Below are 12,284 nucleotides of genomic sequence, written 5' to 3' on the forward strand. Positions count from 1 at the left end.
GCTCCACAAAGACTCCCCGACCCCTATTCCGCCCCTACCCTGGCCCTTCATTCAGGGCCGGCTCCGCGGACCATGGCTGGGCGGGGTCGTCGTAGACGGAGCGCAGGTGGTAGAGGTCCCTGAGCAGGTCGGCCGAGCTGGTCCCGCGGGTCCTGGTCGGCTCGGCGATGCCCTGTAGCGGCAGATTTCCCAGTTCGCTCCAGCGCAGCCGGCCGTCGGGGTCGATACGGCTGCGCGCCCGGCCGGCATTGTCGGGGTGGACGCAATAGGGGACGTCGAGGTAGCCGCGGCGAAACGCCGCCAACAGAGCCGCGCCGAGGTCGTCGTGCAGGTCGAGCACCCTCTCGACCAGTGCCCGGGCCTCCGCGTAGGTCTGTGACTCGGCACGTTCACAGCCGGGCGAGACTTCCGGGGACACCGTCCGGGCCACGGCGCCCGCGTACTCGAGCGCCTGCACGTTCTCCGCGACGGTCGGAATGCGGTGGGCTTCGACGACCGTCTTGACGATCAGGCGCGGCGCACCGGTGGTGACGGCGAGCGCGGCGGCCTGTCCGAGCAGGCGCCGGGCGCCTTGGGGTGTCTGCGGATAGACCCCCATATAGGCGTAGACGACGATATGCCAGTTCGACGTGGGCAGCAGTTCGGCGCACAGGCGGCGCAGCGCCAGTACGGCCTCGTGGTCCTGCGCGGGATCGGTCTGCTGTGCATAGCTCAGGGACAGGGAGCGGATGCCGTGCTGGGCGAAGAAGAGCGCTTCGAGCAGGCTGATCGCGACGAGCTGCGAGGGGGGACACAGCTGGCCCATCATGCAGCCGCCGAAGGTTTCCAAGTGCGGCTCGACGCCTGCCTCGCGCAGCCAGGAGTACATCTCGCAGCACTGGCGCCAGTTGCCCACGGAATCGGCCAGGGGTGTGCGACCGTACGGCAGGCAGTACGACACCGGGCCGCCCTCGGTGGCGTTCAACCCCAGCCGGGTCAGGGCGCGAAAGATGTCCATGGGCACGGCGGAACCATGGCGCACCTGGACCGGGAAGCCGGCGTCACGGACGCCGTCGAGCAGTGCGGCCGTGGTGGCGGGGGGATGGTTGACCAGGGGGTAGCCATTGAGGTCCGTACCGTCCCGCAGGGCCTTCTCCGCCGCGGCCAGGTTTCCCACCCTCGTGTAGCTGTCGAGGGTGAGGGTGCCGACCGTGGTGGCAGCGGCGTGCTTGGTCGCGAGCAACCCACGCCGCATACTGACCGGATCGCCGAAACCCATACGCGGCTGGACGACAAGGCGGTCGCGGACTCCCCTGTGACGTACGAACGCCCCGAAGTCCACCGGGACCGGGAACCCGGCACCTGTGTCGGGCAACGGAAGGTCGTCCGTCATGCGCCGATCCTGAGCGGGCTCGGATCGGGCAGTCCGGCCCGTGGCATGGAGGCCAGGAAACCGCGGAAGGCGGCGATGGGGTCCTGACCGTCCTCGAAGACCGCGTCGAATCCGGCTCGGATGAGCTCCCGCACCCGGTTGTCGCCCTCGGAGCCGTTGGTGCCGAGCTTGCCTCCGATCACGACGGGGACCCGCGTGAGTTCCTCGCAGGCACGCAGCAACTGGATGGCGCGGAGCCCGTCCTGATAGCCGTGACCGTTCACGCTGCTGATCACCACCATCTCGGGGGCGAGGGCGGCGCACTCGGCGACCAGCAGCTCATCGGGCACACAGGGACCGAGATTGACCACGTCGTACCCGCATTCCTCGATGAGAAGCTGTAGGTAGACGAGATTCCAGGTGTGCGCGTCGGAGGCCAGCGAGGAGACGATCACGGTTCCTCGGCTCCGCTCGGGTGGCGTGCCGCGCACGGGCACCGCTTCCGCGTTCACCGGCCCGCTTCCGTCACGGGCTGCCGCACGTGCTCGAGGCGCGTCGCGGACACTACCGCTCCGCCGCTGACGGTGACCTCGGCCGGTGCCGGACGTCCCAGGAACATCAGCAGGCTGGCCGTGGGACCGTAGGCGCCGGCGTTCGCCACACGCACCAGGTCACCCGGCGCCAGGCCGGCCGGGACCTCGATCTGTCGGCCCAGGATGTCGCCGGGGGTGCACAGCGGCCCGGCCAGCGTGGCCGTCTCGGTCGCCGTGCCACCGGCGACCTGGACCGAGACCGGCAGGAGGCGGCCCAGCCCGGACATGCCGCCGAAGGTGTTGATGCCCGCGTCAAGGACGACGAACTTCTTGCCGCGGCTGACCTTGACATTGCTGACGCGGGCGATGAGCGTGCCGCTGTCACCGGCCAGGTAGCGGCCCGACTCCACGGCCAGCCGGGGGGTGCCGGTGCGCCACCGCGGGAAGTGCAGGTCCAGGGCGGCCTCGAGTTCGCCCCTCAGTTTCGGATAGCGTGCCCGCTCCCCGTGCTGGGCGTAGGGGACCGAGAACCCGCCCCCGATGTCGAGGAGTCGAAGCGGGATTTGGAGGTCGTTCTGAACGGCGGCGGCCACGGCGAGGGTGTGGGAGAGCTCGCTGATCAGCGCGTCCTCGTCGCGGGCGTTGCTTTGGGAGAAGAGGTGCAGACCGATCACCCGGGTGCCCGGTGTGCGCCGTATTTCGTCGGCGAGGTCGGCGACCGTCTCGCTGTCGATGCCGAACTGGGTGGGTGTGCCGGTCATCCGGATGCTGGTGGTGGCGCTGGCCGTGGCACTGTTGATCCGCAGCAGACAGTCGGCGACCTTGCCTTGGGCCAGCGCGGCAGCACCGATGTGACGCAGGTCGGACGGGGATTCCGCGGAGAAGGCGCCCACGCCGGCGGCGAGGGCCTCGGCCAACTCGCCGGGGGTCTTACCAGGACCGGTGTAGAGCATGTCGGCGCCCGCGAAGCCCGCCTCACGCGCGGCGGCCAGCTCACCGGTCGAACTGATCTCCGCCTTGCAGGCAGGTCCGTCACCGTCACGCAGCGCGCGGGCGAGGTCGGGATGCGGGTTGGCCTTGAAGGCGTAGAACACCTCGAAGCCGTCCGGCAGCCAGGCGAACAGGTCCCGCCGTGCGGCGCGGACCCGGTCGAGGTCGTACACGTACAGCGGAGTGCCGTACACCGAGGCCAGTCGGTCCGGGTCGAAAGGCGTACCGCTCACTTCGCCCCTCCGTCGAGCAGGTCGAGCAACCGCAGGAGTTCCTGCCGGGAGTTCTTGCCGTGCTGGGTGAGCGGGAAGGTCTCGAGGACCCGGAAGACGGCGGGCACCTTCGCCGGCTCCAGGCGCCGGGCCAGTTCCTTGCGCAGCGCCCCGGGATCCAGGTCGCACTCCGCGAACAGCACCAGGTCGTGCGTCTCGCCGGGGGGAACCGCGGCTGCCGCGCGGACACCGGGCACGTCGAGCGCGGCGGCCTCGATCTCCGTCGTACTCATGCGGATTCCCTTGCGCTTGAACATGTCGTCGCGGCGTCCCTCGAAGTAGAGGTAGCCGTCGGTGTCGAACCGGCCGTAGTCACCGGTATGCAGGCGAAGCCGGCCTGTGACGGGGTCAGGACGGAAGGCGCCAGCGGTGGCTTCCGGTGTCCTCCAGTAGCCGGGCATGACGTGCGGTCCGGCGGCGACGATCTCACCCACCTCGCCGACGGGAACGGGATCCCCCTCGGCGTCAAGAATCACCACCTGGGTCCCCGGCAGTGGCAGTCCCACGGAACCCGGGCGTTCCGTGTCCTCCTCAGGTGGCATGACGGTGATGCGTTTGGCCTCCGTCTGGCCGTACTGGCGCACCACTCGGGCGCCGGGGAAGTGTGCGCGAAGCGCTTCCATGGTGGCCTTGGGCAGGGCAGCACCCGTGTTGGTGAACATCCGCACCGGCGCCTGCTCGCCCCCTTCCCGCGTGGCCAGGGTGACGATCATGGTGGCGAACGAGGGAACGAGCGGGACGACAGTGACGCCCAGCTCCCGCATCCGGCGCAGGATCGTCAGATCCGAATCCCTCTCGGCCAGGACGACCTCGCAGCGGACGGCGCAGGTCATCAGCACCTTGTAGAGCCCGTAGTCCCACGACATCGGAAAGCGGCACAGCACGACGTCGTCGCTGCGATAGCCGAGAGCCCGGGTCAGCGCGCGGGTGGCGAAGGTCACCTGGGCGTGCGGACAGACGACGGCCTTGGGCACCGCCGTCGAACCCGAGGTGTAGACGAACGTGGCCACGTCGTCGGGCCGTACGTCCGGGTCGGTGAAGTCGGCCCCGAGGGACTTCAGTTCCTCGACACGGGCCCACAGATCGCTTACCTGTTCGACGGTCTCGGCGCCTGCTTCGCCCAGCTTGTCCGCGCTCGCCTCGTCAGCGACGATCAAGGAGGGTTGGGCGTTGTCCAGAACATGCCGCAGATGGAATGCCTTCATCGCCGGATTGATCGGTACGAAGACCGCACCGCACCTGGAGGCGCCGTAGAACATGGCGACCAGCTTGCGGCCGGTCGGCACCTGCAGCGCGACGCGATCCCCGCGGCGGACGCCGCGTTCCTTCAGCCAGCGTGCGAACGCTCGGCTGTACAAGGCCAGCTGCCGGTAGCTCCAGACGCCGTCCGCGTCGCGGACGGCGGTGGCGTCGGGTGCCGCCGCCTCGGCGTCGTCCAGGAGATGGTGCACGAGTTGCACAGGCGACTCGACACGTATTCCGTCATTCTCATCTGTCAGATGCACGTGGCCGACCACTCGCACCCTCCGCCTCGATTGAAATCCATGGGCCGGTCCTGGGAAAATAAGGTCCGCAAACTCCGGGCGTCACGGTATGCGAGTCCCTGCCCGACCCCCACCCCTATCTCCCACTCAGGGGTGCCGCGATCCCACGATTAGGGGTGAGATGCATGTTGCATTCGACCTCGCCTCCCCAATAATGAGAGCACGTATTTGAATCGACGAACTGCGCACCTGCAAAAAAAGGGGGGCCGATGGGCCGACTGACAGGAAAAGTAGCAGTAATAACCGGTGCGGGGCGCGGTCAAGGTCGCAGCCACGCCGTGCGACTCGCGGAGGAAGGCGCGGACATCATCGCGATCGACCTCTGCGAGGACATACCCGTTGTGGAATATTCGCTGGCCAGTGCGGACGATCTGCAGGAGACCGCGCGTCTCGTGGAGAAGGCAGGGCGTCGCGTCGTTACGCACAAGGCTGACGTACGCGACCGTGCGGCGCTGCGCGCCGCCATCGACGCGGGCGTGGCGGAACTCGGGCGGCTCGACATCGTCATCCCCAATGCCGGTATTCTTCCCATCGGTGCCGGCCGCCCCATCACGGCTTGGGCCGAGACCGTCGACATCAACCTGTCCGGCGCCATCAACACGATGCACGCGGCGCTGCCTCACCTCGGAGAAGGTGCGTCCGTCGTCGTCATCGGCTCGATCGTGGGGCTCCAGCCGGGGCACGGCGACGTGTCTCAGGCCGGACCCGGTTTCGCCGGCTACCGCTTCGCGAAGCACTCGCTCGTCGAGTACGTCAACACGCTCTCCCAGCTGCTCGCCGCCCAGCACATCCGGGTCAACGCCGTCCACCCGACGAACGTCGCGACGGAGATGCTCCTCAACGACGCGGTGTACCAGGCGTTCCTGCCCGACAAGGAGTCCCCGACGCTGCAGGACGCGATGCCGGTCTTCACCGGGATCCAGGCGATGCCGATCCCCTACGTCGCCCCGGACGACGTCTCGCACGCCGTGGTGTACCTGGCCTCGGACGAATCGCGCTATGTCACCGGCCTGCATCTCAAGATAGATGGCGGCGCCCAGGTCAAACTCGGCCTGTGACATCGCAGCACGTCAACGGCGGGCAACCGAGCGGAATTTAGAAAAGGACCTCATGAGCGAGAAGCAGTTCACCGACCCGAATATTGTGCCGCACGAGTCGGAGCAGGAGCGTTATGTCCGTGAGCAGCTCACCAAGCTGTTCTCGGAGAGCCCAATTCCCCCGAAATACCTGATCGACAACTTGCCCGTGTATCTTCGGCGTCACCAGCTCGCCGATTTGCTCAGCATGGACGCCCTGTACCGCATGCTGCCCGAGGTCCCGGGCACGATCATGGAGTTCGGTGTCCTGCACGGGCGTCATCTGGCCACTCTCACGGCGTTGCGCGCCATCTACGAGCCGTACAACTCCCTGCGCCGCATCGTCGGCTTCGACACGTTCACCGGATTCCCCGATATCGAGGACGTGGACCGCGTCAGTACCAGCGCGGTGCCGGGCCGGTTCGCGGTGCCCGACGGCGAGGTGGACCACCTGCGCCAGGTGCTCGCTGCCCACGAAGCCGGTGAGCCCTTCGGCCACACGCAGCGTACCTTCGTGGTGCAGGGCGACGTGCGGGAGACCGTGCCGCAGTACCTGGCCGAGAACCCGGAGACCATCATCGCGATGGCCTACTTCGACCTCGACCTCTACCAGCCGACCAAGGAACTCCTCGAAGCCATCAAGCCGTACCTGACCAAGGGCAGCATCCTGGCGTTCGACGAGCTGAGCCACCCCAAGTGGCCCGGCGAAACCACCGCTCTGCGTGAGGTGCTCGGCCTCGACTACGGGTCCCTGCGCCAGCTGGCCCCCCGTGAGTCGCCGGTGATCTACATGAAGTGGGGTGAGTGAGGCCGGAACGCCACGAGCCTTCGAGGTGCGGGCGGGCGCCGGCGCGGGAATGCCCGCGGGCGCCCGCCCCGGCTCAGGCCTCGAGCGCCGGCTGGTCCGTACCGGGCTCGGCGGGAATCGGCTGAGGGGCCCGACGCGCGATCCCCACACCACCCCAGAACGTGAAGCCGGTGACGATCACGCGGGGAGCGGTCGGATCCACAGCAGCGGGCGCCGGGGTACCGAAGCCGCCCATCAGTGAGAAACCGCGGGACACCACATCCACCCCTGGAGGGACGATGACCTGCATGCCTCCCATGATCGCGAAGCAGCGCAAGACAGTCTCCCGGCTCTCGAAGTCGGCGTCCCGCAAGTCGATCTGACCGCCACCGCAGAACGCCAGAGCCCGAAAGCGCCGACCCACGGTCCACCGTCCGACACGGCGGAAGCCGCCGAGGAAGCCGAGGGCGCCGGACGACGTCCGCCGGCCCCCGATCCGGGAGCCCCACTCGTTCACCGGACGGTGGGACACCACCCCGGAGCACGGCGCGGGCAGGTCGCTGGTGAGCGAGTTCAGATCGGCATAGACACGAGCCTGGTAGGCCCGTTCCAGCCGCTCCTCGAATTCGTCCATGCCCAGCCGTCCCTCGGCAACAGCCTCCCGCAGCAGCTCCGCCACGTGCTCCCGGTCGGCATCCGACACCCGCAGGGCACGCTCGCCCTCCGGCTTCGACGACTCCACCGTCATGTCCACACCTCAATCGCTCGGATAGGCCGTCGCCGTACCTTCCTGGGCTACGGAGACTGCTCTTCGGCGCCTCCGATCAGGCACCTTCCACGCACTTCAACTGCAGGTCAGCCGGCAGATCCTGCCTTCTGCTGATTCTCAGCTTCCGGTACACCCTCGTCAGGTGCTGCTCCACCGTACTCACGGTCACCCACAGCTGAGCGGATATCTCCCGGTTGGTATACCCCTGTGCGGCGAGCGTCGCCACCCGCTGCTCGGACTCGCTCAACCTCGCTCCCCGGTCGTCGCGCCGGACCTGACGGGGAACGAGCGCACCGGGCTGGGACGCCACGGCCAGAGCGGGCAGAATCTCCTCCTGTAAACCCATGGCGCCGCACGCCTGGGCAAGGTTCCAGGCACTTCGATTGAGGGAATCGGCCCGGCCCCGCTCCCCCCGCGTCTGCAGAAGACGCCCCAGGTCGGCCATGGCCCTGGCCTGTTGCAGCCGGTCTCCCGCGCGCTGCAGTTCCTCGACGGCCTGTTCGAGCAGGGACTGCTGCTGCTCAGGGGTGGCCGCCATGGCCGCGCGGAGGCGCAGGGACTCCCCGCGCAGTCGGGGGTGGCAGCCGTCGGGCATGGCGAGCTGCTGCTCGATCAGTCTCTCGGCCTGCGCGGTCTCGCCCAGCTTGATCAGCGCCTCGGCCGCGTCGGTGCGCCAGGGCAGAGCGAGCGGCCGGTCCATGTCCCAGGCCTTGAGGAGGCGACCGGCGTCGAGGAACTCGTGCAGGGCTGCTGCCGTCTGTCCCAGCGCCATCAGGTGCTGCCCGTGGGCGTACAGGTAGCCCGGCCGGAAGACCGTGTCGCACAGCAGTTCTGATGCGAGTGCGTCGAGCATCCGGGCGACTTCGACGTGGCTGCCCATGCTGGTGCGGGCCCGGATGAGGAGCGTGTGCGCGGCACCGGCGAACACCGACCGGCAGCCGTCGGACAGAGCTTCCTTGGCCTGGGTCGCGTATCGCTCGGCCCCGGGCAGGTCGCCCAGGCGCAACAGCGCCTCACCGTGCAGTGTGGCGAACAACGCGACCCAGCCCGGCGCGTCACGCTCCTCGGCCGTCTCGGAGAGCCGCAGGCACCAGGCGGATACCCGGTCCAACTGGTCCGACAGCATGAGGGCACGCAGTGCCTGGACGATGGGCAGCACGGTGTACTCCGACAGCGTGCTGGCCTCGAGGAAGCGTTCGTGGGCGGCAGGGTCCGCGCCGATCTGCTCCGGCATACCCCATAGCACGGCTCCGTCGTGCCGTGCCGCGATGTCGTAGGCACCGTCCGCGTCGCCGAGCCGACCGGCCAGCTGATCGCTCACGTCACGTGCTTCGGCGATGCGACCCTGTGCCTTCAGCAGGCGTGCCAGTACGTCCATGCGACCCGTCGACAGCACGCCCTCGCCGACCATGCGCAGCGGAGCCGCCAGGTGTCGTTCGGCGATATTGGGCGCGAACCGCCAGGTGATGGCGGCGAGCCGGAGGTCTATCGCCGCGCATAGACCCGGGTCCTGACTGGCTTTCCGCGCCAGCTCGAAGAAACGAGCCGCCTGCCGGGGCTTGTCCTCGTCGACCAGCCGCTCCGCATGCTCGCGCAGCAGGTCGGCTGCCCAGGGAAGATCCGGCCAGGCCTGGTCTTCCGCGTAGGACGCCTCCAGGTGCCGTACGACATCGCCGATCGGCGCGCCGGTCCGGTGCAGCAGCGATGCGTAGTCCCTGTGCAACCGAGCCTGGGCTACGGGATCCATGGCCTCGAGGACGAACCGGGCCAGGCGCGGGTGGCGGTATCGAAGGCCCACGATGATGCCGGTCGCGTTCAACGCATCGAGCGCTTGGGTGACCGTGGTGACGGGCAACCCCAGCAGATGGGCCACGTTCTCCGGCTCCGGAACGTCCTGCAGCACGGCATAGGCGCAGGCCACTTCCTTCGCCGCGTAGCCACTGCGCCGCAAACAGGTCAGCACGGCCCTCGCGAATCTCGTCCCCGCCCAGGGCACGGGATCGGAGTGGGCCGCCGGGTCGGCGTCGCACAGTTCGTCCAGAAGGGTCTTGACCAACAGCGGGTTGCCGCCGGCGGCTTCGCGCAACTCCCGTGGCATGGCGCCGATTCCGGCGAGATCGGGGTTCCGCCGCAGGAGATCGTCGACCTCGTCGGTGTTCATCTGCTCCAGGACGATCCGCTCGATGTCGCTCCTGGAGAGCGCGCTGTCGATCGATGCGGGGTACGGCCTGTCGAAGTAGGGCGACCTGGTCATCACCAGGAGGACTCGCTCCCGCCCGCCACGCGTCAGAGCGCCGAGGTACTGGAGCGACGCCTCATCGGCATGGTGCATATCGTCGATGCAGAAGATCACGGGCCGTCGCCGGCTCAGTACGTCGATCTGTGCGCAGAACTCATGCACGCCCGCAAGGATCTGAGGATCGGAGGCCACGGACGCGAAGTCGTCCAGCAGGCCTTCGCGCACACCGACCAGCAGTTGCCGCAGAGTACTGAAGGGGATGTCCCGTTCAGCAGCCGAGCAGACCGTGGAGAGGACCAGCGCGTCGAGCGAGGCGGCGACACGCTCCGCCTGCTGCAGCAACGCGCTCTTGCCATGTCCGGCGGCCCCCTCGATAAGGACGATCCCCGCCCGCCGGGCGAGGGAATCGACCATGGCTGCCTCAACTTTATTACCTCCAGTACGGAACTCAAGAATTGCCATACCGTTCCCCGTTAATTCGATACGAATCTTCATGCAGAACAGCACGATTCGGCGACTCCACAGGGGGAATCTGGTCAGAATGCCCCCAGAAGGGCCGATCAGGCTGACTCGACGGGGTAGCGGATCATCGACCGATCAAACCTCACAGCCATCTCACAGCCCCCCAGTCGAGAGATGTTCTGGAACCTCAACTACGCCAACCAGGCGTGCTGGCGATGCTATAGGAGTCCCGCAGGCACTTCAACCGCTGATAGGAAGGCAACCCCTAGCCTCCAGACGGCTGGGAGTGTACATCACACGCAGCAAGTTTATGGCGCACTCAGAGTTACTTCCGCGGCGGGCCGATGCTCCCTACAAGCAAAGGGGGCGAGGGTCAGACCTCCACGACGAGCCCCACTTCGAGCAGGTCCTCCACCCAGCAGCCGAGCTTGACGCGAACCCAGAGCGCGTCCTGCGACCACAGGCGTCCCAACTCATGCGCCGTGGCACCGAGCCGCCAAGCGTTGCATTGCAGAGTGATCCACATCACCGCACCACCAGGACCGCAGATGAAAGCCACCTCACCGCGGCGCAGCGTCAGCGAGCCATCGCTTTCCACGGAAGCGACGACACCGGGAGCAGGGCGGACATTCCGCCAGAGATCGTCGCTTTTCATATGCAATCTTCCATCGAGGCTACAGCGCCGAAGGCCACCCCCCAGAGGCCGATCCGCAACTAGTTACGGTGGGTACCCAATACCTCACCCTTTGATTACCCCCGCAGTCAAGTTAATCCGTCCGCAAGTTCCTCGGTTTAGCGGGTCAGCCCGACACAAACATCGAGTTCCGGACAGTGTCCCGGGGAAATTCGCCGCCGGCCCCCGCCCACCGTCCACCCACCCCAGAAAGGCATGCTAGGGGTATGGCGACGGCTGCCCCCACCGGTAGCTTCACCGCGTATTCATCTTGCACTCCGCACCGAGGCGGACGCAAAGTCCGGGCCAAGTCATTCGGCGCATCTTCGAGAGGTTACGCGCCGTTCCCGAACTTCCCCATCCACGAGATTGGACACCGCATGGCGCAGCACTTTCTCTTCCTGGTCATTCCCGACCATGGGCACATCCTTCCCAATCTGGCCGTCGTGGAAGAACTGACCCGTCGTGGACACCGGGTCACCTTCGTCACCGGCGAGGAGGTGTCCGCACCCGTCAGCGCCGCTGGGGCCACTGTGCTGCCGTACGCGTCCGAATATCGCTCGCTGAACCACTTCGAGAGCGTCAACGAGGACCTGGGCTCCCGCATGCTCACCCTGCTCATCGACGAGAGCGCGGCCATGCTCCGCACCGTCGAGGCAGCCTTGGACGGCGACCGTCCGGATGTGGTCGTCTATGACTTCGCCACCTCTCACGCCGGCCGCATCCTGGAGCGGAAGTGGGGGCTGCCGGCCGTCCAGCTCTGTCCCGCTTTCGCGCAGAACGAGAAGTTCTCCTTCGCCTCCGGTTTCGACGAGTCGGACACGGGTGGTGTGGCCGACTACGCGGCTCCGCCGGTCATGGTGGAGGCGATCAACAAGCTGGTGGCCGAGCACGGACTCGACGTCCCGTTTCACGAGTTCTTCCTGAGCATCGCCAAATCGAACCTCGTCTTTCTGCCCAAGGAATTCCAGATTCACGGCGAGAGCTTCGACGGGCGGTTCTCATTCGTCGGCCCGTGCATCAGCGACCGGAGCTTCCTCGGGGAATGGCAGCCGCCGACCAGTGAGATGCCCGTGGTCCTGGTGTCGCTCGGTGCAACGTTCAGCGACGCGACCGGCTTCTTCGACGCCTGCATCAAGGCCTTCGCCGACGCATCCTTTCACGTCGTCCTCACCCTGGGCAGCAGCATGGACCCGGCGGCGCTGGGCGATTTGCCGTCCAACATCGAGGCGCACCGCTGGGTGTCGCACGTCGCCGTCCTCGAACACGCCAAGGCGTTCGTCACGCATGGCGGCATGGGCAGCGTGATGGACTCGCTCAGCGCCGGAGTGCCCATGGTCATGGTTCCGCACAGCCCCCTGGACCGTCCCACGGGGCGCCGGGTGACCGACCTCGGGCTCGGTGAGGTGATCGCGCCGGAGGACCTCACCGCTGAGGGACTGCGCGACGCTGTGGTCAAGCTGCTCTCCGACACGGAGACGTCGGCGCGGGCGCGTGGGATGCAGGACCCCGTTCGCCGGGCGGGCGGCGCCGTTCGCGCAGCCGATGTCCTGGAGCAGTCCGCCGCCGCCTCACGCGGTTGAGATCG

At 67.6% G+C, this 12,284-nt stretch carries 10 protein-coding genes; 3 read left to right on the forward strand and 7 right to left on the reverse strand.

Annotated features, from left to right (window positions below; genetic code table 11):
* Positions 1-34: 34 nt before the first annotated feature.
* Genes AB5L52_RS21780 through AB5L52_RS21795 form a run of 4 tightly spaced genes read right to left on the reverse strand, consistent with a single transcriptional unit; the run spans position 35 to position 4,597 of the window.
* Positions 35-1,372, reverse strand: a complete 1,338-nt coding sequence (locus tag AB5L52_RS21780) for a methylaspartate mutase (RefSeq protein WP_351577105.1) — start codon at positions 1,370-1,372, stop codon at positions 35-37.
* Entirely contained in the window at positions 1,369-1,863 is a 495-nt protein-coding gene (locus tag AB5L52_RS21785; RefSeq protein ID WP_351577102.1) for a cobalamin B12-binding domain-containing protein, read from the reverse strand. The genes AB5L52_RS21780 and AB5L52_RS21785 overlap by 4 nt, the downstream gene beginning before the upstream one ends.
* Positions 1,860-3,107: a type III PLP-dependent enzyme gene (locus AB5L52_RS21790; RefSeq protein ID WP_351577099.1), complete on the reverse strand. Its 1,248-nt coding sequence runs from the start codon at positions 3,105-3,107 to the stop codon at positions 1,860-1,862. Before AB5L52_RS21790 ends, AB5L52_RS21785 begins: the two co-directional genes overlap by 4 nt.
* Positions 3,104-4,597 carry an AMP-binding protein gene (locus AB5L52_RS21795; RefSeq protein WP_369368948.1) on the reverse strand — a complete coding sequence of 498 codons (1,494 nt, stop codon included), beginning with the start codon at positions 4,595-4,597 and terminating at the stop codon, positions 3,104-3,106. Before AB5L52_RS21795 ends, AB5L52_RS21790 begins: the two co-directional genes overlap by 4 nt.
* Before the next feature lie 302 nt (positions 4,598-4,899).
* Here AB5L52_RS21795 and AB5L52_RS21800 point away from each other — a divergent pair, with 302 nt between their 5' ends.
* Positions 4,900-5,748, forward strand: coding sequence for a mycofactocin-coupled SDR family oxidoreductase (locus tag AB5L52_RS21800; protein ID WP_351577097.1), 849 nt, complete (start codon positions 4,900-4,902; stop codon positions 5,746-5,748).
* A 52-nt stretch (positions 5,749-5,800) separates the two neighbouring features.
* The gene (locus AB5L52_RS21805; protein WP_351577094.1) at positions 5,801-6,574 is read left to right on the forward strand and encodes a class I SAM-dependent methyltransferase; all 774 of its coding nucleotides are present in this window, start codon (positions 5,801-5,803) and stop codon (positions 6,572-6,574) included.
* Between the two features lie 73 nt (positions 6,575-6,647).
* Here the strand turns inward: AB5L52_RS21805 and AB5L52_RS21810 are convergent, their stop codons facing one another.
* The 3 genes from AB5L52_RS21810 to AB5L52_RS21820 form a co-directional block, all read right to left on the reverse strand.
* A complete protein-coding gene (locus tag AB5L52_RS21810) occupies positions 6,648-7,301 on the reverse strand; it encodes a DUF1707 domain-containing protein (protein ID WP_351577091.1) in 654 nt (217 codons plus the stop codon).
* A 76-nt stretch (positions 7,302-7,377) separates the two neighbouring features.
* Positions 7,378-10,056: an AAA family ATPase gene (locus AB5L52_RS21815; protein ID WP_351577088.1), complete on the reverse strand. Its 2,679-nt coding sequence runs from the start codon at positions 10,054-10,056 to the stop codon at positions 7,378-7,380.
* 340 nt (positions 10,057-10,396) lie between these two features.
* Positions 10,397-10,678 carry a hypothetical protein gene (locus tag AB5L52_RS21820; RefSeq protein WP_351577086.1) on the reverse strand — a complete coding sequence of 94 codons (282 nt, stop codon included), beginning with the start codon at positions 10,676-10,678 and terminating at the stop codon, positions 10,397-10,399.
* 245 nt (positions 10,679-10,923) lie between these two features.
* Between AB5L52_RS21820 and AB5L52_RS21825 the strand changes: the two genes are divergently transcribed.
* Positions 10,924-12,279, forward strand: a complete 1,356-nt coding sequence (locus AB5L52_RS21825; RefSeq protein WP_369365726.1) for a macrolide family glycosyltransferase — start codon at positions 10,924-10,926, stop codon at positions 12,277-12,279.
* Positions 12,280-12,284: the final 5 nt, after the last annotated feature.

It is taken from the genome of Streptomyces sp. CG4 (genome assembly GCF_041080655.1).
Taxonomy (GTDB): Bacteria; Actinomycetota; Actinomycetes; order Streptomycetales; family Streptomycetaceae; genus Streptomyces.